The 22,922-nt window shown below is 68.6% G+C and carries 25 protein-coding genes; 1 reads left to right on the plus strand and 24 read right to left on the minus strand.

The genetic code is table 11. From position 1 onward, the window contains the following. Positions 1-46 precede the first annotated feature (46 nt). The 12 genes from MUE36_07055 to MUE36_07110 form a co-directional block, all read right to left on the minus strand. Positions 47-1,210 carry a PrsW family intramembrane metalloprotease gene (locus MUE36_07055; protein ID MCU0310684.1) on the minus strand — a complete coding sequence of 388 codons (1,164 nt, stop codon included), beginning with the start codon at positions 1,208-1,210 and terminating at the stop codon, positions 47-49. Further along, positions 1,207-1,890, minus strand: a complete 684-nt coding sequence (locus tag MUE36_07060; GenBank protein MCU0310685.1) for a hypothetical protein — start codon at positions 1,888-1,890, stop codon at positions 1,207-1,209. The genes MUE36_07055 and MUE36_07060 overlap by 4 nt, the downstream gene beginning before the upstream one ends. 118 nt (positions 1,891-2,008) lie before the next feature. Then, complete coding sequence (locus MUE36_07065; protein ID MCU0310686.1) at positions 2,009-2,890, minus strand: MarR family transcriptional regulator; 882 nt, start codon at positions 2,888-2,890, stop codon at positions 2,009-2,011. A gap of 236 nt (positions 2,891-3,126) precedes the next feature. Beyond that, positions 3,127-4,269 (minus strand): site-specific integrase, encoded by a 1,143-nt coding sequence (locus tag MUE36_07070; protein MCU0310687.1) that lies wholly within the window; start codon positions 4,267-4,269, stop codon positions 3,127-3,129. Positions 4,270-4,305: 36 nt separating this feature from the next. Beyond that, a complete protein-coding gene (locus MUE36_07075; protein MCU0310688.1) occupies positions 4,306-4,491 on the minus strand; it encodes a helix-turn-helix domain-containing protein in 186 nt (61 codons plus the stop codon). Positions 4,492-4,564: 73 nt separating this feature from the next. Then, complete coding sequence (locus tag MUE36_07080) at positions 4,565-4,966, minus strand: hypothetical protein (GenBank protein MCU0310689.1); 402 nt, start codon at positions 4,964-4,966, stop codon at positions 4,565-4,567. Between the two features lie 122 nt (positions 4,967-5,088). After that, positions 5,089-6,201, minus strand: a complete 1,113-nt coding sequence (locus MUE36_07085; protein MCU0310690.1) for a toprim domain-containing protein — start codon at positions 6,199-6,201, stop codon at positions 5,089-5,091. Between the two features lie 11 nt (positions 6,202-6,212). Further along, positions 6,213-7,424, minus strand: coding sequence for a DUF87 domain-containing protein (locus tag MUE36_07090; GenBank protein ID MCU0310691.1), 1,212 nt, complete (start codon positions 7,422-7,424; stop codon positions 6,213-6,215). A 119-nt stretch (positions 7,425-7,543) separates the two neighbouring features. Then, positions 7,544-9,034, minus strand: coding sequence for a hypothetical protein (locus MUE36_07095; protein MCU0310692.1), 1,491 nt, complete (start codon positions 9,032-9,034; stop codon positions 7,544-7,546). Next, positions 9,034-10,185: a hypothetical protein gene (locus MUE36_07100; protein ID MCU0310693.1), complete on the minus strand. Its 1,152-nt coding sequence runs from the start codon at positions 10,183-10,185 to the stop codon at positions 9,034-9,036. The genes MUE36_07095 and MUE36_07100 overlap by 1 nt, the downstream gene beginning before the upstream one ends. Positions 10,186-10,370: 185 nt before the next feature. Beyond that, positions 10,371-11,096, minus strand: coding sequence for a hypothetical protein (locus MUE36_07105; protein MCU0310694.1), 726 nt, complete (start codon positions 11,094-11,096; stop codon positions 10,371-10,373). Continuing rightward, a complete protein-coding gene (locus MUE36_07110) occupies positions 11,093-11,437 on the minus strand; it encodes a hypothetical protein (GenBank protein MCU0310695.1) in 345 nt (114 codons plus the stop codon). The genes MUE36_07105 and MUE36_07110 overlap by 4 nt, the downstream gene beginning before the upstream one ends. Positions 11,438-11,688: 251 nt before the next feature. Between MUE36_07110 and MUE36_07115 the strand changes: the two genes are divergently transcribed. Continuing rightward, positions 11,689-12,615, plus strand: coding sequence for a peptidoglycan DD-metalloendopeptidase family protein (locus tag MUE36_07115; GenBank protein ID MCU0310696.1), 927 nt, complete (start codon positions 11,689-11,691; stop codon positions 12,613-12,615). Here the strand turns inward: MUE36_07115 and MUE36_07120 are convergent. The 12 genes from MUE36_07120 to MUE36_07175 all read right to left on the minus strand — a co-directional run bounded on the left by MUE36_07120 (position 12,609) and on the right by MUE36_07175 (position 22,895). Further along, positions 12,609-15,452: a LysM peptidoglycan-binding domain-containing protein gene (locus MUE36_07120; GenBank protein ID MCU0310697.1), complete on the minus strand. Its 2,844-nt coding sequence runs from the start codon at positions 15,450-15,452 to the stop codon at positions 12,609-12,611. The genes MUE36_07115 and MUE36_07120 overlap by 7 nt on opposite strands. Before the next feature lie 2 nt (positions 15,453-15,454). Further along, positions 15,455-15,826 carry a pilus assembly protein TadG-related protein gene (locus MUE36_07125; GenBank protein ID MCU0310698.1) on the minus strand — a complete coding sequence of 124 codons (372 nt, stop codon included), beginning with the start codon at positions 15,824-15,826 and terminating at the stop codon, positions 15,455-15,457. Between the two features lie 56 nt (positions 15,827-15,882). Then, a complete protein-coding gene (locus MUE36_07130; protein MCU0310699.1) occupies positions 15,883-16,302 on the minus strand; it encodes a pilus assembly protein in 420 nt (139 codons plus the stop codon). Next, the gene (locus MUE36_07135) at positions 16,299-16,634 is read right to left on the minus strand and encodes a pilus assembly protein (GenBank protein ID MCU0310700.1); all 336 of its coding nucleotides are present in this window, start codon (positions 16,632-16,634) and stop codon (positions 16,299-16,301) included. Before MUE36_07135 ends, MUE36_07130 begins: the two co-directional genes overlap by 4 nt. Before the next feature lie 77 nt (positions 16,635-16,711). Then, positions 16,712-16,924, minus strand: coding sequence for a hypothetical protein (locus MUE36_07140; GenBank protein ID MCU0310701.1), 213 nt, complete (start codon positions 16,922-16,924; stop codon positions 16,712-16,714). Positions 16,925-16,981: 57 nt separating this feature from the next. Next, on the minus strand, positions 16,982-17,635 hold the full coding sequence (locus MUE36_07145) for a hypothetical protein (GenBank protein MCU0310702.1): 654 nt from the start codon (positions 17,633-17,635) through the stop codon (positions 16,982-16,984). A 239-nt stretch (positions 17,636-17,874) separates the two neighbouring features. Further along, entirely contained in the window at positions 17,875-18,552 is a 678-nt protein-coding gene (locus tag MUE36_07150) for a type II secretion system F family protein (protein MCU0310703.1), read from the minus strand. 200 nt (positions 18,553-18,752) lie between these two features. Further along, entirely contained in the window at positions 18,753-20,054 is a 1,302-nt protein-coding gene (gene tadA, locus MUE36_07155; GenBank protein MCU0310704.1) for a Flp pilus assembly complex ATPase component TadA, read from the minus strand. 47 nt (positions 20,055-20,101) lie between these two features. After that, positions 20,102-20,929: a hypothetical protein gene (locus MUE36_07160; protein ID MCU0310705.1), complete on the minus strand. Its 828-nt coding sequence runs from the start codon at positions 20,927-20,929 to the stop codon at positions 20,102-20,104. Then, entirely contained in the window at positions 20,926-21,507 is a 582-nt protein-coding gene (locus tag MUE36_07165; GenBank protein ID MCU0310706.1) for an SAF domain-containing protein, read from the minus strand. Before MUE36_07165 ends, MUE36_07160 begins: the two co-directional genes overlap by 4 nt. A gap of 117 nt (positions 21,508-21,624) precedes the next feature. Continuing rightward, the gene (locus MUE36_07170) at positions 21,625-22,242 is read right to left on the minus strand and encodes a hypothetical protein (protein ID MCU0310707.1); all 618 of its coding nucleotides are present in this window, start codon (positions 22,240-22,242) and stop codon (positions 21,625-21,627) included. A 221-nt stretch (positions 22,243-22,463) separates the two neighbouring features. After that, positions 22,464-22,895: a hypothetical protein gene (locus tag MUE36_07175; GenBank protein ID MCU0310708.1), complete on the minus strand. Its 432-nt coding sequence runs from the start codon at positions 22,893-22,895 to the stop codon at positions 22,464-22,466. Positions 22,896-22,922: the final 27 nt, after the last annotated feature.

Genomic DNA, 22,922 nt, shown 5'->3' on the forward strand with positions numbered 1-22,922 from the left:
GGAGGGGTGGGTGTGGTGATAGGGGTGCGGAAGCACCGAGCGAGGGTCAGGCGTTGCGGACCCGGAGCACTTCGGACCGGGCGTACTGCACCCGCTCGGTGTCGGCGCCGCCGTCGCGGGCGATCTGCTTCGCCAGGTCGCCTGCGGCGTGCAGCACGTGCTTCGCGTGCACGTGGCTCTTGTGTCCCTTGTGGGCCTTCACGTACGCCTTGCGCTCCTTGCGGCTGCCGGCGAGTGCGTCGACGTCGGACTGCGTGAGCACTCCCTGCGCCACCTCGGGCTCCATGAGCTTGCGCATCCACCGGCGCTCGGTGACCACCGAGGTCTTGTAGATCCAGACGAACAGCGCGATGAGCGACACTGGCACGACGACGTAGACCACCGGGAAGAGGATCGGGCTGATGCCCGCCAGGCCACCGGTGGCGTCCCACAGTCCGTGCAGCGCCATCGCGGACAGCATGAGGAACAGGCCCCGTCCGATGCGTCGTGGTTCGTCGGGTCGCCCGATCAGGTAGATCAGCCCCGCGCAGAAGATGGCGCTGTAGGTCCAGTGCGAGGTGAGCCCGACCACGACCCGCATGACGCTGGTGGTGTAAGTGGAGGCGACGGCGTCGACGCCGAAGTCGCCGAACGCGGAGTTGACGCCGTAGATGATGTCCTCGAACACCTGGAAGCCGAGGCCGAGGAACGCGCCGACGATCAGGCCGTCGAACGCGGTGCGGATCAGCCGTGGGGCGAGCAGCACCAACAGCACCATGCCCGAGGCCTTCGCCAGTTCCTCGGTGATGGGGGCGGTGAGCGCAGCGGCCCAGTCCGCGGCGAACTGCTGGCCGTTCGCCTTGCCCCACAGCGAGATAACGGCGTTGTTGGCATAGGTCGCCATCGCGAACGTCGCTACGACGCCGCCATACAGGAACGCTGCGCCGGCGAGCTTCTCCGGGACGCTGTCGAACCGGTCGATGTGGCGCAGGAAGAGCCAGAACGGCACGGTGTACCCAGCGAACAGCAGCACGCTGAACACGAGCGAGCCCTGGAAGGCGACGAACGAGCTCTGGAGCTGTTGGAACATGGCCATCAGGCCGACCACGACCAGGAGCAGGTACACCCAGAACGCCATGTTGTGGGTCTGGACGAGTCGGAACTTCCGGCCGAACCCGGACGCCTCGAGCGCAGCGGTCCGGTCGGCGGTGGCCTGCTGGGGGACGGTCATGATCCGACCTCCTGGGAGTCGTCCTGCAGCGCCATTGAATCGAGCATCGTCGTGATCTCCTCGAAGCGATCGCTCATCGACTCGACCGAGCCCTTCACCACCACCTGGACACCCACCGAGGTGCCATCGACGTCGACGACGAATGCTCCGGTGACCCCGCGCTGGTCGAGGCCGGTGAAGGTCTCGGCCACCCCGGTGAGCCCGCCCGGGGTGGTGACCTCCTGGCGGGGGCCGGCCGAGCCGAGGCCGCGTGGGTCCTGCAGGGTGTCGTTCAGCTCGTTGATCTGGTCGAGCAGCTCGTCGGGGGTGCCGTCGAACTCGCCGGTGGTGACGGACAGGACGACATCCTCGATCACCACCGTGGACACCGAGCCGACCGACTCCGCAGGGCCCTCGCCCACGAGGGACCCGTCGACGCGGTTCCATCCCTCGGCAGGTACGAACGTGAGCGTGCCGCCCACCAGGTCCATCACGTCGCCGGCGACGATCGGGTCGTCGTACTCGACGGACTCGTCGATGTTCGGCAGGACGACCGCCATCAGCACCATGAACACCAGCACGGCGAGCGCCGGCGCGATCGTGCGCTTGTCGATGCCGAGGATCCGGTGCTCGACCGGCACCCAGTCCTCGGGGCGAGGAGATTCCTCGGGCCGCTGCTGCAGGTCCGTCACTTGCTTCATCCCCTCACCGGTCCTGCCGCTCTGAGACGAGCTGCCCTACAGGACCGTGGTCAGGGAAGAATGTACCGCATGGAAGCTACGTCGCCACTGCTCAGACGCGATGGTCGACGTGGGCGGGTCAGGCGATTGGTGCTCCGAGTCCCTGACGTTGCCCCGAGAGCGCGAGCGACAGCGAGATCATCGAGGGACGCAGCTCGCCGAGGTGCGCCGTGATCGCGGCGACGACCCCACGCAGGAGTGCTCGACCGACGTCGGTGATCTCGAGGACGACTCCACGCAGGTCACCGGGGACCGCGCCAGGGACCCGGGTGACGAATCCGGCGTCCTGCAGGTTCACGCAGAACCGGTGTGCGGAGTTGCGGGATCGGTCGATCAGGCCGGGAACCGCGCCGATCCGCAGCGGACCTCGTAGATCGAGCTCGGACAGGATCAACAGTCCTCGCGGGTCGGCAGGATGCAGCGGGCCCAGCGCACCGACGGTGGACAGGATCGGCTTGTCGATCTCGACCACGAAGCGGAGGAACTCGGCGAGACCCGCGCCCGTGCTCGGCGGCCGCTCGCCCGGCACCTCCCCGTCCCACTGTGCCCGTTGTTCAGCCGACGTCGCCCTGAACTCGATGGATGCGATCGCGGCCATCAGATCGATGCTCAGCTCGGCGAGGACCTCGTCACAGGTGTCGATCGCCCGGCGGCCGCGGTCGGAGATCTCCACGGAGACCGCACGTCGGTCCTCCGGGCTGCTCCCCAGATGCCGCTCCAGGAACCCCGCGCGTTCCATGCGGCCCAGCACCTTCGTGGCCATCGAGGTGGTGCCGCCCAGCAACTCCGCGATGGTCGTCGGTCGCATCTCGCCGAAGAGGTCCAGCGACACCAGGACCGCAAGCTCGGGCATGTCCAGGCTCAGCACCCCGCCGGAGCCATCCGGCGCCTCTCCGATCGAGCGCTCGAAGGCCACCATCAGGTGACACAGACGGTTCAGGAGGGTGTCGACATCGTTCATCGTGGTCCAGCGGGTTGAAGAAGGGTCACCCGAGCGTAGCGATCACCACACTTGCTCTCAGGTCCGCCTCCTCCGGAGCTCTCATCAGCAGATGCAGCGATCCGCGACCCCTATGTGCCGGTAGGGGACGCGGCCCGGATATCGGATCCGGCTATGAGTTGCGCTACTAGGAGTCGGGTTCAGGGCCAATCGACTGGCCGGCGCTGTGCATCCCTTGTGGCCTTTCTCGGAATGTGTCACTCGAGCGCTGCACCGATCCGTTCCGCGGCCTCCCGCTTCGCCTTGAGTCCGATGTCGGTGTAGATGTCGGCAGTGATGGCAAGGCTCGAGTGCCCGAGGAGTGCGGAGATCACCTCGAGCGGAACACCTTGCTCGTGGAGGAGTGTCGCGGTGGTGTGGCGCGAGGCGTGGAAACGGCGTGGGCCGATGCCGGCCTTCTCGGTCAGGCGGCGCCACCACCGATAGGCGTTCCATTCGTTGATGGGAGTTCCGTTTCGCGTCGTGAAGACGAAGCCGTGCTCCTGCCAATCCGCCCCTGCTCGCTCGCGCTCGGCGACTTGGATGTGCGCGCGCTCTGTGAGCGCGCGTCGGACGCGATCGACCAAGGGCAGGACTCGCTCGGATTTCTTGGTCTTCGGGAGGTCGACGTACCAGCCGCCGCCCTTGCGGCTCTTCATCGTCCCGCTGACCGTGATGGTGCTGTGCTCGAAGTCCACGTCCTGCCAGCGCAGCGCTAGGACCTCGCCCTTTCGGAGCCCGAGTGCGAGAACGATCTCGGCTAACGCGGCGAACCGGTCATCTTGAACCGTGTCGAGCACGGCCTTGGCCTGCTCGAGGGTGAGCGAGTCATCGAGTTTCGTTGATCCGACCTTGGGCGGCTCGGTGAGCGATGCCACGTTCCGGGTCACGTGACCGAATCGCTCGGCCGTGGTGAGCGCGCGACGGAGAATCGTGCGGGTCAGGCGGCGCGTACGCGGCGAGAGCCCCCGCTGCTCCATGTCTCGCAGCATGGCGTGGACATGGTCCGGAGTTAGCTTGACCAGCCGGTGCCCTCCGATCGCAGGGATGACGTACTTCTCGAGCACCCACACATAGTCCTGGGCGGTGCTGTCTTTGACTGAGCCTGGCAAGACCTCGCGGTACCACCACCGCAGGTAGTCAGTGGTGGTGCGACGCTCGTCCCGGAGCGGCTGGCCCTTCGCCAGATCGGTCTTGATCGCAGTGACTTTGGCGACGACGTCCTGCTTCCGCTTCGCACGCACGTACTTGCGGCGCCGTCGTCCGGTTCCATCGGGTGGAAGGTCGACGACTCCGACCCAAAGTTCCTTCGTGTTGTCGAAGTAGAAGCTGCCCTCCCCACGGCCTCGGCGGCGGCTCATGACAGCGACCCGAGGTGGGGACGGCCCCCGATGTCGTCATGCTGCGTCTGGTCGTTCCCGGCACTTCTCGACGAACTCGTCGAGCGCGCGTGTCGAGATTCGTCGGCTTGTGCCGATCCGCACCGACTCGATCTCCCCGCGGGCGATGAGCTCATAGAGCTTTGAGCGACTGATCGACAGCGCTTTCGCTGCTTCCTCCGGAGTGAGCAGCAGCTTGTGCATGGTTGCCTCCCGTGTCGGGTGGAGCGCAGCTCGGCGAACCGATTGCGGACGTATTGCCGGGACTGATGTGCGGTCATCGCTCCACCTCGACGATTGCGCTGTCGCGGATCTGCCAGTGCTTTGGTACGAGCGGCGCGAGGTGGGCTTGAAGGGCGTGGACAACCTGTTGGGCATCTGGACCGCCGACGGTGACCGTCACATAGCGGTTGGGTACACCGGTGAGGCGATGCCAGTGATCGTCGAGCGCGTCGAGGATCGTGCAGACGACGTCGTCGAGGGCTTGTGCCTCGGCTTCCTCGGTGACCTCGCCGTACACGATGCTGAGGTGACGGCGACCCCAGGCGAGCTCCTGGGCTTCCTCGGTCAGAAGCTCGTCGAGTCGCCGATCGCGTTCGCCGACTGGCCAGCGGCGCCGGCCTGCGTCGTGCGCCCGTATTTCGTTCAGGCGGAAGGTGAAGGGGTCGTGGTCCTGCACAGCGGTGCTCCGATCGCACCGTCGCTCCACGAGACGGCGCTTCGGAGATATGCAGGTGGAGCCCTGCGCTGAACAATACCGGTCGTTGTGCTGCCTCGATAGGGGTCTTGTGGACTCGAGGATCATTGGAGCCCCAGATCGATAGGCGCCACGCCGAGGGGGTCCGAGGGCAGGCCGACCGCCGCCGAAGGGGCGTCGAGGCTGCTCCACCATGCGGGCTCGGCGAGTGCCCACGCGTTGAGGTCGAGTCCGTTCGGCGGTTCCACGACGGCGAGTGTCGTGTCGCGTTCGGCGAGTAGATCCTGGAGTCGTGCGCCCCAGGCTCGACCGGCATCGTCGTTGTCTATGACCGCGACGAGCTGGAGTCCCTGGCCGGCGCAGTGCTCGACGAGGGTGTCGGCAACTCGGGCGTCAGGCGCCTGGGCTCCGAGGACTGCCACGGAGCGGAGATCCTGTTGGGCGGCGGTGAGCGCGTCAGGAATCCCTTCGCACACGAGGAGCCGCTTGCTCCCGCTTGACTGCGCTGGAGTTGTCCAGGCGAGGCGCGGGTTCGTGCCGAGTCTGCTCGCGGGGTTCTCGTACTTCGGTCCTCCGGCCGGCTCGAGGTAGCGGGTCTGGACGTACGCGACAGCCCCGGTGGGTGTCAGTGCGGGGAAGGTCGCGGCGGGTGAACGACCGACGGGAAGGCCGCCGGGGCGTTGCATCAGCCTTCGTCCAGGATCGGCGCCGACTCTGTTCGCCCGCAGTGTCTCGTCGTTGAGACCGCGCTCGTGCAGCCATGCCCGTACGGGTTGTCCGGAGCGTGACCACAGCACGTTCTCGCATGCCGCGACGTAGCGATGAACTGACTCGTGCAGCGGGACCGGACCTACTGGGCGGGTAGGCACGGGGCGCGGTCGGGGCGCGGGAAGGGGCTCATCGAGGCATATGCCGGCCCGTTGGGCGAGGTGCTCGATCGCTGCGGCGCGGTCGGTGCGCTGAGTGATCATGACGAGATCGATGGCGTCACCGCGGTGGGTGTCGTCCCCAGACCAGCACCGCCAGCGCTCATGGCCATGGGCGTCGGTCGCCATGGTGACTGACGCGTGGTGGTCATGGTGGTCGGGGACCGGGCAGTGCCAGCGCCGTCGGTGGCCTTGCCCTTCCGCTGGGCTGTAGTCGTCGAGCAAGCCCGCGAGGTCGGTGCGGTCGAGGACGTCGGTGATGGTCCAGCGTGTCCGGGTGCGTGCGTGCATGGAGCCCGGCCTCAGGTGGCCATGGCGGCGTCGGTGTCGAACAGGCGTCGTTCGCTGGTGGACATCACGTTGTGCACGACTGCGCCGCGTTGCTGTAGCCGCCAGAGCGCACGACCCCGTACGAGTTGGCCCAAGAGGCTGGTCTCGCGTTCGTTCAGTCCGAACAGGTCTGCGGCCATGTGGAGTTGGTCGCTCGGTTGGCGAAGCAGGATCCGGGTCTGGATGTCTGCGAGGAGCCCGGCGGCGATCTTGGCGTCCGCGGTGCCGTCGTCGGCTTGGGCGGTGAGGTCGGAGGGTCGGTGGCAGATGAGCCACGTCGAGACCCCGTAGGTGCGCGCGAGCTTGAGCGAGGACTGGAAGTGTCGGGCACCGTGGAGCACGGCGGCCCACGCCTCGTCGATGACCTGGATGACACGTCGTTCGCTTCGCCGCTGCAACACGGCGGTGAGCCAGTGGGTGGCGGCCATCATCACCAGCGGAAGCGCGTCTCGGTCGGAGTACACCGCCGAGAGATCGATCACGATCCCGGGGCCGTCGGCCCAGTCGACCGAGACCGTGGTCGACCCGTCGAACATGCCGCGCAGGGATCGGTGGATGAGCTTGTCGAGCGCGAACACCACGGGGGCCGCGGCCTGAGAAAGCTCGAGGGGAGTGGATCTGGCGAGCTCGATGAGATCGTCGGCGGGGCTGCGGATCGCTTCGATGGCATCGGCGAGGGTGAACCCTCGGCCGGTCTGGCCGAGGGAGTGGATGGCCCAGCCGAGGAGGGCATCCTCGGTGGGGTCAAGGGTTCGGCCGAGCACTGCGGTCACGAGCCCGGCGGCGAGGGACTGACGGGCCAGCACATCGGCGGGATCAGCGCCGGGCCGCGGGTCCATCGGGTTCAGTCGGGCCGATCCCCCGGGGTGGAGCTTGACCACCGGGATCCCGAGAGCGTGGGCCAGGGGCCGGTACTCGCCCTTGGGGTCGATCACGGCCAGGAACCGCCGATGGCCGTACACCGCGATCGAACGGGCCAAGAACGCCTTGACCGTCGAGCTCTTCCCTGAGCCGACCTCACCCACCACGATCACGTTGGGGTTGGTGAGAACGGTTCCGTAGAGCTCGAACGGGTCGAAATGAAATGCGCTCATTCCTCCGGTGACCGAGACCCCCATGTAGGGCCCGCGGTGACCGAACCCTGCGTCGGTGTGAAACGGGTACAGCGATCGCAGGTTGGCCATCGTCGATCGGTGCCAGTCGACGCGAAGGCCACCAAGGTCAGTGCTCCAACCCGGACCCTGGTCCCGTGGACTCGCGGGGGGAGGGTTGTCGCGTCCTTCACGAAGCGATCGCGTGGGGCTCATGTCAGGCTCCTCTCTGAGGTCACGCTGCGCCCGAGCGGGAGGCTGGCGACCCAGCCGAGCTGATGGCGTGCTTCCAGCGGCCGAAGATCGATCAGCGACTGCGCAGCGTCCTGCTCAATCGCGGCGCACGCGTCATCCAGGCAATCGAGATCGACGGCGCAGACATCGACCAGGCCCACGAAACGGAACTCCGGATGCCCTTGGGTCAGCTCGGTCTCGCGGCGCCGGACGTCCTCGATGCGCTTGCGGTCCCGCTCCGAAACCCGAAAGCCCCGTCGTTCCTTCATCTCCGCGTCGGCCTCTCGGCTCATGACCTCCCGATCGGCCAGCCGAGCCGCCCGCGAGGTGGCGACCGGTTCGAACACCACCGTGACGGTCCTCGTCCCCCCGGAGCTGGCGACAAGCGGTGCGAGCCAGTCCGCGCCCACCGGGAGCATCGGCCACGACGCCACCCGGAAAGACCGGTGGAACGAACCGTCGACCCGGACATGTCCCCACGACTGCTCTGTCGCCATGGGCCCCCACTCCACGCTGCGCCTGCCCGCGGCCGCGGCCAGCGACGACGAGACCGTCGCAACCGCGGCTGCCCTGGTCGGATCCGACCGGGTTCGAACCGTCGCGGCGAGCTCACCCGAACCGAGCGGCGTCGCGACGGTGATCCCCGCGGCGCCGAGGCGTTCGGCGAACAGCCGCAGCTCGTCGACCAGCACCTCGACCGCGGCGTCGAGCGTTGAGACGGCCCGGCGGCGACGGACCCGGCGCAGAGCGACAGTGACGCTCAACAACGTCTGATGCACAACGCTCGTGGCCGCCTGGGCTTCGACATGGGCGACGTAGTCGGCCACGACTGGTTCGCTGATGCGGCCGGGCACGTCGTGTTCGTCCAGGAATCCTCGGTGAGCGTCGACGCCGATCGGATGCGCCCACTCCTGCCAGCTCACCCGCGCCACCGGTGTGCGTTCCCGTGCGAACGGCGCCAACGCTGCACCCCACCCCGCCAGCACCGTGTCCTGCTCGTCAAGGCCTGAGAGGCAGAACCCTTCAGCCTGGGCGCCGGCAACCGCGGTTACCGTCCCGGTCCGAACGTCGTGAATGACACCGAGCGTGAATGGCAGTGATCCCCAGGTCGAGGGCACGTCAAGCAGTTCGAGTCCTTCGAGCTCGCGAGGAACCTCACCGGATCTGCTGTGTCGGCCCCCGGCGGCCACGAGGGACCTCCGAACCCACGGGGTACTCCCTCGGCGTCGGGCCCACCACAACCCGGCGCCGGGGGCGGCGATCTCACCAAGTGGGGCACCACGGAATCGACCGAACGCCACCACGACACCGACCGCCGGGCCCACGACCGCGACGAGCGGCGGGGTGGTGGTCTGCAGGATGAGGGCCATCGACACCACGCCGAGAATCAGGGGCACGGATTGGCGTCCCGAGAGTCCGAGCAGCAACCCAGGTCGGGACGAGTCCGCGAACCGGTAGGAGCGGGCCATCACCGATCCTCCAGGTCTGCGATCGGTTCCGACGCCAGCGAGTCACCCGAACCCGACCCCGCCTCGGATTGGCCGGCCGGCATCGAAGCTGTGCGGGCCGACGGGTGGCGCTGCGCCGCAGCATCGAGCGTGGCATCCGTGGCATGGCCGACCTGCTCACCGGTGCTCTTGATGGTGTCCGCGACCTCCTTGGTCACCATCACCGGCGCTGCGATCGCGCCGCCGCCAGCGGTTCCGCCTCCCGCGGCTGCGGCCCCAGCGCCGCCAGCCGCGCTCTGCGCCGAGGTCGTGTCGGCGCCGGCGACCGGGGCGGCCCCTGCGTTCACACCAGCCGTGTCGCCCGCATCGGAGTTCGAGCTGGGTACCGGGTTGGAGGCGAGCTTGGCGAGGCCGCCTCCCAGGTTCTTGGCGCTGGACGCGGCGTACATGCCCGTCATCGCGCTGCGACCCCAACCGGAGGCGACACCGGCTCCGATCATGGCCCCTTCGACGGTTGGCATGAGCTTGTAGAGCACGACCGGGGTGAACGACGCGACCGCGAAGCACACGATGCCGGCGAACAGCACACCGAGCGACGCGACCCCGTTCTGGAGCGAGTCGCCGCTGGAGGTGAGGTTGGTGGCGTTGGCCATCATCTTCACCGCCAGGGCGAGGGTGGCGACGATCGCCAGCTTCGACACCACCAACGCGACGCCGAGGTGCACGATCTTGCGCGCCGAGTCGCGAAACAACGGCAGGACCGACGACGCGAACACCAGCGGAGCGAGCAGCGCAGTCACGTAGATCAGGGCGTTGCGCATGGCCAACGCCGTGGCAAGACCGATCAACGCCAGGTAGAGCAGGAGCATCATCAGGACCGCGAGGAACCCCATGTCGAGAACGGACGACGCGCCCACGATCGAGATGACGTCTTCGAGGAGTCGCTGGAGATCCGGCCGCACCGTCGCCCAGATCCCGCCAGCGGCCTGATCGACGACGCCGAGCATCAGATCGATCACCGTGATCGACAGCGCGGTGGCGACGAGACTCCACGCCGCCTGCTTGAACGCGTCGAAGATCTGTTCTGGGCGCCCGGCGAGCGCAGCGTGGATTCCTGACGCGAGCATCAGCGCGACGACGACGCCGAGTGCGAGCTGCGAGATCGGACCCATCAGCTCAGTCGTGAACCACGCCTCGGTGAGTCTCGGGGTCGTGGCGGTGTCGAGCGTGGTCCAGATCCACTCGATCAGCACGGCGAGACCCCGGGCCATCCACGACACGATCCCGTCGAAGATCGACGACGACGCGGAATCGATCACCCAGCCGAATAAATCGCTGACCCCGGGAAGGTGGGGGATCACGACCCGGCTCCGACAGTCGCCCAGGAGGTGACGTCGCCCAGGTCAGTGACCGACGCGATATCGGTGTCGTTGAGAGCGACGGGGGACGGACCGGTCGCGTCGACCCAGTCAGCAACCTTCCAGTCACCGTGCTCGACCTCGAGAGTGAGAGTCGAGGTGCGCCACACCTGGCGGGCCACGGACCCGCCCTTGATGCCAACGATCAGAACTGACCACACCCGCACGTCGGCGCGCGTGGTCGAGGTCATGGTCGAGGTGACCGTCAGCGGGTACTCGCTCCACACGAGCTCGCCGGGAGCGACCGAGCGGCCTTCGGTGCCGACGGTGAGACCGTCGAGCTCCTGGTTCACCGCGGCCACCATCTCGGGCCCGTACGACGAGGTCGCCATCGTCAGGACCGCGTCGCGGCGACTCAACGGGCCCGACCGGGCGATCAGCGCCGTCGAGCGCACATAGGCCGCTGCGGCTGCTTCTGCGCCGACCTGGTCCAAGGACCAGCCAACCGGCACACCATGCTCGACCCGGCCCCCACCGGCCGGAACCGACGGTGCGGTCCCAGCGGCACTGATCGAAGAGTCACCCGACCCGTCATCGGTCTGGACGCTGGCGAGGTCGGACGATCGGGGATGGTCGGAGGTCCGGCTCAGGCATCCTGCGGCGGCGATCGAAACGAACGCCGCAAGCACCACCGCGGCGAGCTTCTTGGCGGACCGGTCCGTCATGTCGCGTTGTAGACCTGGGTCGCGAACGTGTGCGCCAAGCCCGCCAACGCGGCCGCACCAACCCCACCGAGAACCCACTTACGGCCAGCGGAGGCCGCCCCGTAGTTGTTCCCGAAGTGACCGACGCCGACCGCGATGCCCCCGCCGAGGATCCCACCGACCGCAGCCGCCAGGGCACCCCACTTGAGCCACCCGAGCAGCGAGCCCACCAGCGCCGCACCGGGCATCGAACCATCCGGGGCCGGATCCGGAACCTGGGCGAACGCCGTCGACGCGGTCACGACCACCGTCACCGTCATCGTCGCGATGGCAACAACCCACCGCTTCACACCGTCTGTCATGGCGCCTCCCTCGGAACCCAGGCCCACCCCGCTGGTGTGCGCTGTTGCCCCTACCACCCACCCCGCGGAGGCGCCCGCGTCGCGCCCTGGCGAGGAACTTCTCCGCGACGCTCGCCGTCGATAGCGGTGGAGAAGGAGGTATGCGCCTTCGCACCTACGCCCTTGGTGGCGCCGTCCTGGCCGGCATGCTCGGTCTCGCGGTCCTACCGGCAGTCCTCGCAACAAGCCGCTCTGCCAGCGCGTGTGGGGTCGTGGGCGCCCAGGTCGAACCGATCGCCGCCACGATCCGCGAGCTCGAATCTGGCGGCGACTACACCGCACGAGCTCCGGGCTCGAGCGCGTCGGGGGCCTATCAGTTCCTCGACTCCAGCTGGGCCGGCTACGACGGTTACCCACGTGCTTGGCTCGCCCCGCCCGAGGTGCAGGACGTCAAGGCTGCCGAGCTGATCGCCACGATTCTCGCCGCCAACGCTGGGGACGTCACCGCGGTGCCCGTCGCCTGGTATCTGGGTCACGTCCCCGCACCGGGCTCCCCAGAATGGGACACCGTCCCCGCCCCGGGAGCAGGGAATCGGCTCACGCCCCGCCAGTATCAAATCCGGTGGATGGCGACCTACCAGACCCTCATCGGACCGGACCCACACGGCGCCACCGCGCCCGACCGATCCACGCCGTCAGAGTGCATTGGCGTGGTCGGCGCAGTCCTGCCCGGCGGGTGGTCGCTGCCCGGACCCCGGGACCTGCTCGAGCAAACGGCCGATCAGTTCGACAACCCCCATCACGACTACCCCGCCTGGGATTGGGCCATCCCCACCGGCACACCGATCTTCGCGATGCGCGCCGGCACCGTTACCGCCCTCTCTACAAACCCCCACAACTGCTACAGCCAAACGGGCTGTGTCGCGTGCGGTCTCGGCGTCACCATCAGCGACAGCGACGGCGTCACCTGGACCTACTGCCATGGCAGCGCGCTCAACGTCGGTGTCGGCGATCGGGTCGAGCCCGGTCAGCAGATCCTCACCAGCGGCAACAGCGGCAACAGCACCGGACCCCACCTCCATCTGGGCATCAGCGCGTCCGGTCGCGCCCGCTGCCCCCAGGCGTTGATCGGCTCACTTGTCCTGCGAGGCGCAGGAATCGACCTGGCCTCGTTGGCGAGCACCGGGTGCACCTACTGAGCCGCGTCGATGAACGCCATCGACGGAGCCGAATCTCGGGGTGCCCGGCTGTTGGGTCCGGCGGTCAACTCGGCCAGCAGCTCCAATGTTGCCGGGGAGGGACCGAGGCCGAACGCCTCGAGGTGCGCGTCGAGCTCGTCGAAGGCTCGTCGCACCCCTGCAGGGTTCCCGGCTGCGTCTTCGACCTTCATCCGCAACCGGTAGAGGGACTCATCGCCCGGGATCGCGCGCAGGCCCTGAACGATCGCCCATCGGGCGCGGTTGAGGTCGCCTCCGTCCACGGCGAGCTCAGCGGCCATGACCGCCGCGTGCTCGATGAGATGCTCCGCTTCGCTCACGATCTGATCGGTGATGGCCCAGTCGTAGCCGGCCGCGTCGAACGGCGGACCCTCGACAAGTTCCAAGGCGTCAACGAGCAGGCGCATCGCCTCGGTAGACGCCGAGAGCTCTGCGCGGTGAACCAGGGCTCGCAGCAGCCGGAGATCGGTGCCGACATCGCGGTGCAGCGCGATCGAGTTGTCCGGTCTGGTAGCCGAACTCAACACCGGTTCCCCATCCCACGACCCGAGAGCGGATCGGGATGATCCGATGAGGTTGAACACCGTCTTCTGGGTGACCGGACTCGACCCCCAGATGGCGTCTTGGACCTGCTCGTGGGTCACCGGCCGCGCAGAGCACGCCACAAGAGCGATCACGGCGAGCTCGCGGCGACCAACCGCAGGGCCACCGACGAGACGCGGATGACCGAGCACCTTGACCATCATCCGGAACGCCGGGATCTCCGGGAGTGGCAGCTCCGCGACCTCGCCCATTAGGCCTGAGCCGCTGTCGATCCGGTTGAGAGCGCCCATCGGGCTGTCATGGAGGTTGGTTACGTCGTGTGGCCCCACAGCGGACGCGGCGGCGTCGGTGTCGAGCCACCACGGGTGCAGCGCCCCGCCGTGTCCATCGTTGGACGGGCGCCCTTCCTTGGTCTCGTGGGTGCTGGGGGTGAGCAGGGCGGTCAGTGCGGCGCCGGTGTCGGCGCTGAGGCCCGTCGGCGTGAAGGCGATCCCGAGCGGTTCGAGCCTCGCCGTCCCGTCTTGGACGAGGACGATGCGGTTCTCGATGCTGTTGGCTCGGCCGAGCAGCACCATCGCGGCCGCCCGGTGGGCAGGCAGGGTGAGCGCGCAGTCAACCAGGTCGGCGACGTCGGATCGGCCGGCTATGACGGTGACCTCTAGGGGCAGCACCGGGGAAGCGAACGTGCGATAGCCAAACGTCGTGGAGCATCCGACCCGATCCAACAGCCTGTCGGCTTCGGTGACTGCTGCAGCGAGATGATCGAGTGCCTCGTCGATGGGGAGAGCGGCGATGCCGAGATCATCGTCGAGGCGCAGATCGGAACTCGGGTCGACAGGAATCACCCGTGCCTGAGCGATCTCGTGGCTCGTGGCCAGCTCGAGCAGCATCGCCCGATGCAGGTCCCTTGTTGCCTCAGGATCGCCGACCAGAGCTACGGCGCCGAGTGCTTCGAGGTTGACCATCAGCTGTCGGCCCTCGCGCCGTCCGATCGTGACCAGACCAGGCAGTACCGATGGGTACTCGGCGACCGGGACCGGGGCACCAGGGTGATAGGGGAGTTGCCAGGACCATCCTCCGGGTTCGCCCGTCCACGGGGGCGGGGGATCCTCGGCGGGCTGGTCCCACAGGAGCTCGATCCCGGTGGACTCGCTGAACTCGACCGCGACCGGTACGCCGCAAGGGCCATGTCCGGCGAGCAGTTCGCCGAGGGCGGCCAGTTCCTGACCGACCCAGCGGACCAGTGGGAGATCGGAGGCAGCGACCAGTTCCCGCTCGAGGTCGGTCGCGTCGGAGAAGGGGAGGGGCCCTGGACGTCGTTGTCGGCGCTGGCGCCGCAGGGCAGCGAGGAGCCCGGTGGCGAGGACGGTGGCTCCGGCCAACCCTGCGATGTTGAACGCAAGGCTTGTGGCAGAAGAGCTCTCGCCGGTTGGGTCTGACAGTGGTGCGGGGTCGGTGACCGGGGCGGCGGCGGGTGAGGAGCTACTGGTGGTCGGGGCCGGGCCGACAGAGGCCGGCGGGGCGGACGGCGCGTCGCCGGGAGCTGGTGGTTCGAGCGGTGCGACCGGAGCCTGCTCTTCGGGGGTGGGGAGGTTGGCGTCGTGGGGGAGGGTGAGTTGCCATCCGGTGCAGATGAGGCTCGGGTTCACGATGAGCTGAGGGTTGAGATCTCTGATCTCGTGCCAGCGGAATGGGTCGCCGAGGTGTCGTTCGGCGATGTCCCACAGCGTGTCGCCGCGCTGTACGACGTATACCGGGTCACCAACGGCGGTGTCTTCAGATCGGGGGATCGCCGTCGGTGTGATCGCCTCGCCGATGGGTGTGTCCGCCGGGATCGTCTTGGGCGGCGGCTGGTCGTCGAGAGTGAGGCTGGCGCCTGCTGGTGGGGTCGGGAGCGCTGCGACGGTGACGGGCCGGGTGAGCGCGGCAAGCAGCAGCACCGACGCGACGATCTTCCCTGCGACGGCCGCGAGCGGGCTGATGCGATGGTGGCGTCGCGGGATGCCTCGGATGGTGTCGATGAGCCCGAGGACGGTGTAGGCGGTGAGGATGATCCACGTCACCCACGCAACACACACGAATGCGTTGACGATGACCGTGGGATCCACGAACCGCAGGGGAGTGGAACTGATCTGGCTCCACGAGGGGACCTGTGCGGGAAGCGGCCATCCGAAGCCGGCGGCGAGGATCACCGGCAGTCCGGCGATGAGCGCAACGCCCCAGATGAGTTGGGCGACAGCAGAGGCCACCGCTCGGGGATGGACGGGGCGGGGCATGGTCAGCTCCTGGCGAGGTCGTGGTGGGGTTGGGCGGTGGCGGTCCCGGTGATGGTTCTGTCGCTGACGCCGAGACTGTGAAGGAACGCCAGTGTCTGGTGTTGGGTGACGGTCACGTTCACCGACGACGTGGTCGCGGTGGCGGTCCCGGTCAAGCCGTTCGCCGCGAGGAACGCTTCGGCGCGCCCCACCGCAGCGGTGGGGTCGAGCTGAACGGTGCCGGTCGCCATCAGCGTGTTGGTGTCGATGGCCTGGGCGCCGGCGCGGGCGGCCTCCTCCGCGTTGTTGATCGCCTGTCGCTTGGCGGCGATGAGGCCGCCACCGTCGTACACGAGCCCGGCAACGGCGAGGACGATCACGGTCCCGAACACCATCCACACCGTCGCCGAGCCTCGCTCCCGCCAGCGGCTTCGAACCAGGGGCCGAGGGATCATCGGGTCGCCCGGTAAGTGTCGAGAACGGAGCTCGCGGCGGCGGTGACACGACGACTGCCCGGTAGTGCGAGCAGACCGAGGTCGCGGAGGCTCACCTCGCAGGCAACGTGTGCGGTGACCTGCCCTCCGGGTGCGAACCGGTCGGTGTCGAGCTCGATGCTCGTGGACGCGCAGCGGAGCCCGGACTGTGTGATCGTCGACGTGGCGCTGTCGAGCGCTGCTAGCCGGGCCGAGGTGGGGTCGCGTTGCTGGCTGGCGGCACGGGAGGCGTCGCGGGCGGCCCCATCGAGGATCTGGCGGGTAGTGGTGGTTCGCCCTACGAACGCCACGAGACACAGCAACGCGATGGCGATGGGGACGACAAGCACCATCTCGGTGGTCACCGACCCCCGATCTCGTTGGACGGGTCGGCTCATGGGGTGAATTCCTCGATCGGGGAGCGGCTGGTGGCGGACACGTCAAGCACGAGCCCTGGGATCACTACGGGGGAATGACCAGTGACCGTCGCAGTGACGATCCCTCCGCCACGGGTGACGGCCACGGTGGGGCTCGTGACCGACCGGGTGCCGAGCCCGGTGAGGATCTGCTCGGCTCGCGCGTAGCCATCAGAGTCGGCCGCGTCATAGGCGCGAGCGGAGCGGGCGGCTTCTTGTGCTGCTGCGGTCACGATCTGCCGGGCATGGAACCACAGCGCAAGGTGCACCGAGACAAGCACCAGCACCAACAGCATCGGCATCGCGATGGCCACCTCGGTGGCGGCCGCTCCTCGGTCGCCGTTGCACCGATCGCCCGGGAGGTGGTCGCAATCGCGGCTCATGGTGTGGTTCAGCTGGTGGGGATGGAGTTGGCCTTGGCGGTCACCTTGGCGACGATGATGGCCACCACCGCGAGAGCGAGGGCGGCGAGCCCGGCGATCACGATCACCGCCTCGGTCGTCATTGCCCCTCTCTCCCCGGACCCCCGCGGCGAGCGTGGCGCGTGGAGCCGGCGGGTGAGGCGGTCGACGTGGCAGAGCAGGTACTGGATCTCGAACGACATTGACGTGTCCTTTCGGGTGGTGCAGCCCACGATGGGGCTGCGGGTATCGGTGGGCGCTCAGAGGCCGCCGAGCACGGTGGTCACGGCGGGAAAGCCGATGAGCAGCACGAACCCGAACAGCAACATGGCGGTTGGGATGGCCATGCGTTCGGTCGCGGCGTGGGCTCGGGACTCGGCTTCGGCGAGTTCGGCGGCTCGGAGTCCGTCGGCTTTCACGGCGATGGTGTGGCGGACTTTGGCGCCCTCGGTGCCGGCGAGGGCGACGCTGGCGGCGAGCTCGACGACAGCCGGGACCTGAAGCTCGTCACCGAGGCGTCCCAGGCCCGTCCAGATCGTGGTGCCGTCGATCTGGGCGACATCAATGGTGCGGCGCAGCGTGTGGAACACCCACGAGTCCCCGATCCGGGCTGCTTCGGTCAGCGCGGCCTCGGTTCCCATGCCCCCGGCGAGACTGATCGCCACCAGATCGAGGTACGCGCCAAACGCGAGTGTGAACTCCCGGCGCCGTTCGAGGGCGCGACGTCGCAGCCCAAGATCGGGAGCAACGAACCCTGCGATCGCGCCTCCGACGGCGGCGACGGCGAGCACCGGCCCCGGTACGGCGATCCCTCCCAACCCGCAGAGCGCGGCCGCCGCCGCTGCGAACAGCGGCGGCATGACTGCGCAGAGAACCTTCGAGGTGGCGTGAAGATTGAGGTCCACCTGTGCCATCCGGGCATCCGCGCTCCGACGGTCGTCGCGCAGACCCCATGCAGCGAACGTGGAACGCGCTCGACGCCCGAGGCGCTGCTTCCAGCCGGTGGCCTCGAGCCGGTCCGCTACGACGGCGGGCTGGTCGATCCGCTCGAGAAGGGACCCCAACGGTGGAGCGACTCCAACGACCGAGCGCCACGCCACTGTCGCGAACAGTCCGACCGCTCCACCCAGAGCCACTGTGAGCCACAGCCCGTTCATCGGACCGTCTCCCCGGTACGGGCCCCGGTGGTGAGGAACCGGCCGTGGATGGGCTCGCGAGAGGTGTGGGCGAGCCACCAGTAGGCCCCGACGAAGAACGCGGCGACGGCCCCCAGGACGACCTGGCCGACGAACCCCTGGTACGCGTCGACGTAGGCCGGGTTGAACACGACGATCCCAACCGAGAACGCCACAGTGATCGAGGTGACGAGCTTCACCGAGCTGCGGGTTCGGGCCCGCCCGGTTTCGACCCGTAGCCGCATCCGCACGGTGTCACGGCTGCTCGACGCCAGCCGACCCAGCAGATCAGCCAGCTGACGCGGCGAACCCTCGGCCGCCAGGATCAGCGCGGCGACGACCAGGTCACCCGCCGGATCATTCACGAGGTCGGCAAAGCGACGCAGAGCGGTTCGTGGTGAGGTCCCGGCCTTCAGTGACGCGGCCAGTCCGTCGACCTCGTCACGGATCGCGGCTGGTGCGAAGGTGGCGGTGGCGATGACCGCCTGCTCCAGACCTGCGGCGGCGGCTACGACGTCGCGCAGCTGCTCGGTCCAGGTCGCGATCGCTTCGAGCCGGGCCTGTGCGACCCCGCGTCGGGCCCGGGCGTCGATTGCTGAGGGTGCCCAGAGGCCCCCTGCGGCGGCGAGCGCCACGCCGACGGGCCAGCCAGTCACGATCGCAGCGGCACTACCGGCGACAAGCGCCAACCCGAACCGCAGCCCGACACGATCCACGCGTCCGCCCCGACCGGCGGCCCCAGACCGATGCCGGCCGACGTGGGCCGCAACTTCGGGGCCGGCACCGCGGATGGCTCGTAGGAACGCGAACGCTCCGAGACCGAAGATCGCGCCGCACAGCGCGGCTAACCACACCATCACGACATCGGTCCGCTCGTGGCGGGAACCCACGCGTAGCCGACGGCGCGAAGCCGTTGCGCGGTGTCGGGCCGCAATGGGACTCCCGTCGGAACTGCCGCCTGCTCACGAGAGTCAAGGCGGAAGATCTCGTTGGTCACCACAAGGTGGTCATCCGCGCCGACGACCTCGCGCACCGATGTCACCCGCCGCACGGGACCGTCTGAGGTCAGGGCCTGGGCCACGAAGACGACCAGGTCGACAGCGTTCGCCGCGAGGAGGTTGGCTGCGATGCGATCGAGCCGTTCAGGGGCCTGGATGCAGTACGCGGCGATCCGGTCGAAGACCCCGTCGCTCGAGGAGGCGTGGATCGTGCACATCGATCCGTCGTTGCCCTGGGACATCGCGTTGAGCATCGGGATCACCTCGGCCCCTCGGACCTCCCCGACGATCACCCTTGATGGGTTCATGCGCAGGCCCATGCGCACCAGGTCCGCCATGGTCACCGCGCCCTCCCCCTCGGTGTTGGGCTCCCGGGCTTCCATCTCGACGAGATCGAGATGCCCGGGGGCGCATGCCGGGAGGTTGAGCTCGCGGTTGTCCTCGATGGTGATGAGCCGCTCGGCAGGGTCGGTCTGGGCTAACAGGGCCCGCAACAGCGTGGTCTTGCCCGCGTTGGTTCCCCCGGCTACAAGGACGTTCAACCGGGCCCGGACCGCCGCGATCAGAAACTCCTCAAGCCGCCGATCGAAGGTGCCGCCGCCGCGCAGCTCGTCGAGCGACGCCGTGGCCTTGCGGTGGCGACGGACCGACACACACGGTCGTTCAGTCACGGCCATCACCGCGAACAGCCGAGCTCCCGACGCAAGCTGCAGGTTCAAGTCGACCGACGCGTGGTCGAAGCGCCGTTCGCTCTGCCCGGTGCGGGCACCGAGACGGCGGAGGTGCTCGATCATCTCGGCGTCGGTGCGCCACAGCTGCGGGCCGAGCTCCTTGCGACCGTCGGCATAGGAGACCCACACCCGATCACAGCCGACAGCGTCGATGTTCTCCACCATCGGATCAGCCAGCAGGCGATCCAACATGCCGGCGCCGAACATGTCATCGAGCACCGCCTGGGCGATCTCGTCGTCCTCCGCGGCTGTGAACGCGCCGACGCCGTTGGCGATGTCTCGCTCGGCGACGCGGCGCAGTCGCCGGTGGATCACCGACAGGGCGAATTGTCGCTGGTCATCCCCGGTCACCGTCTGGCCGGCAGCCAGAGCGTTTTCCCGCCAACCGGCAACTTCGTCGCCGACGCCGCTCGTTCGCAGCTCGTCCACTGCGGAACGAACCCGCGCAGTCCGGCCCTGAGTCACCTCCGACACCGTCACCGCGCTGCCCCGGAGAACTCGACTGGCGACGGCACGGCCAGAGTCGTGAGCGCTGGGCCCGCTGACTCCTCCGGTGGGCGTTGGTCGACGGTCAGCCGGTCAGCCACCGCAGCGGCGCTGCGCACGAGACGGCTTCGAGCCCAGACTTTGGGGGTTCTGGCGGTCCCGTCGAGCGCGGCAGCACCAGCGGGGTCGTCGGCCAGCACACCGATCACCGCAAGCCCGCCGACGGCGTGGCCCACCTCGGCCGGGGAGTAGGGCGAGTCCCCGACGATCAGCAGTGACACCCGTACGCCGAGTTGGCGCAGCGAGGCCGCCAAATCCCGGGTATGCACGACGCTGGTCACCAGTGGGCGTGTCACCAACACCACCTCGCCCACAGCGCGAACCAGCTCCGTCCCGACCGAGTCAACGTCGAGACGGCCGACATCGACCAACACATCCAGACCGCTCAGCCCGCTCAGGCACTCAGCGAGTCCGCCAGCGACGAGCGAACTGAGCGCGGTCGCTGCCGCATACGCGGAACTCGGGGCCACGAGAGCGCGAACCTCGCCCGATCCGGGCAGACGCTGGAGGTGCTCGAGCAACAGACGCTCCGACAAGCCGCCACGGGCCCCGGCCGCGAGCTGCACAGTCGATGGTTCAGCGCGCACCCCGGCGTTGTCGTTCCCGAGACTCGCGAAGCGGGCGACGAGATCACCGCCGGCGCGATCGGCCTCGACAAGCAGCGCTTCGCGATGCGGCGGCCACGAGCCTGCCAGTGCAATCGCAGCCGTGGTCACACCGGGCGAGCCCTTCGCTGATCCCAGCGCGAGAACGCTCACGGCACCACCACCACAGCGATACGACCTCCGGCCGACGCCGCTGCGATCGACGGCGCCGCCGCCGCCGGTACCGCGACAGCAAGCGGCACCGCTCCCGAGCTCGACGTGGTCGATGTTCCTCCGAGGTCGGTGATCCGACCGTCGGCCAACACAGCACGGCCAGACCCTGCTGCGGCGCCTGTGGATCCTGGCGCGGCGGTTTCCACCAACTGGACCCGGTCGCCGACCGCCATCGACCCGGTTGGTGCGGACGTCGCTGTCACGGCAATCCCGACGATCGCCTCGCCAGCATCGAGCACCCGAGCCTGACCCATCGCCGCATCCACCAGCAGGGTTCCCGGGGTCAGATCAACTGCCGCGGTGCGCCCAAGCACCGAGCTCCTGGCCGACAGCGGGATGGGATTCAACGCTGGATCCGCAGACACCTGGGCAACGGTCAAGTCCTCGTCAGCGATCGCCGTGCCCGCCGCCACCGGCCGGGCGACAACGAGGACCGGGGAGCGATCCGACGACGACAACTGAAGGCCCACGAACGCAACGATCGACACCGCCATACAACCGACGGCGACCAGCGCCAACGGGAGGCTGCGTTGGCGATGGCGGCCCGGGTCGATTCCCACCGGCCGACGCCCGAGACCCTGACCTTCCTCGGTCCTTCGCAGAAGTGTGGATGCCACCGGCGTTCCTTCCCCTTCTCAGTTCGAACCGGGCGCGACCAGCGCCTGGGACTCCTCGACACGCACCGCGAACGCGGACGCCGGGCTGGTGATCTCTCCCAGGTCCCCGACCTGGCCGTCGGTCGCCGACCACCGCAGATGCCACACCACCGCCACCCGCACCTCGAAGCGGCCGCCGGGCTCAGCCCCCGAGCTATGACCGAACGTGTACGAACACGACGATCCCGCAGGATCGACGCCGGGGCTCCACACCGTTCCGGCGTCGCCGCACACGAGCGTGTCGCCGTCCACGGTCCAAATCGAGCGCGCAGGCACAGCCTCAACCGTCGCTGTCAGTCCGCCCGCCGACGCCGACGCGTCGTGTCGATCCCAGTTGTCGACCCGCAGCCACACCGGAAGGTTCACCAAACCCACCCCGCCCGCGGGCCAGGTCCGCACGTCTGGCGCGGGCACGCTCAACGACTTCGCGGCGATCTCCGCGAGCGCAATTGCGGTCGGTCCCGTCGCAACAGCGGTCGCGGGGTCCCAGGCCTGCAGCAGCGAGTACACGATCGCCCCGGTCGAGACATCCCGGCACTGCAACACCACCGGCGTACCCGGCACGAGCACGCTCGTATCAACGATGCGTTTCCCCACATAAGCCGGTTCTCCACCGACCGCCTCGAAATAGGCACACTCGCGGTTCGAAGCTCCGCTCGACCCGCCGGTGCCGCCAGGTGTACCGCCATCGCCGGGCGCTTCGACTCTGACCCCGCCTCCGTGTCCGTCGGTGTACCCGCCGGCAGAGGCGCCCGACGCCCCGGCCCGACCGCCGGCCCCGACGACCACGCCGACGGCTGCCACCGCGATGAGAAGTCTCAACGGCCGGCGCACGACGTCACCCCTCCCGTGCGCTCCAGCTGCGAACGCTCGGCCACCATCCACCTGTCAGCGGCTCGACGGAGGATCGCTGACTCCAACACGGTGGCGACCTCGTTGCTGAGCACGTTCCCGGTCGCCACATCGACCACCTGACCGTCGTCGACGAAGCACGCGGTAGCCGTGGCGGTGTCACCTGCGACCGACACCGACAACACATCGAGCGACCGTTGAGAACCGTCCGGGTAGCGAAGCGCCTGTCCGAATCCCGCCCACGTGTTGACCTCGCTACGAACCGCAGCGAGAGCGGGACCACTCCACCAGGCCTCCAGCCCGCCCGACGCTACCGATGGATCAACGAGGGCCGCCTCGAACGCTTCGATCGCTGACCGGTACGCCGTCTCCACAACAGCCCGGTCATCGGTTGGCACCGTCACCTCTGGCGCCGCTGACGCGGC

The sequence above is a fragment of the Acidimicrobiales bacterium genome, from assembly GCA_025455885.1.
Classification (GTDB): domain Bacteria; phylum Actinomycetota; class Acidimicrobiia; order Acidimicrobiales; family Acidimicrobilacustridaceae; genus Rhabdothermincola_A.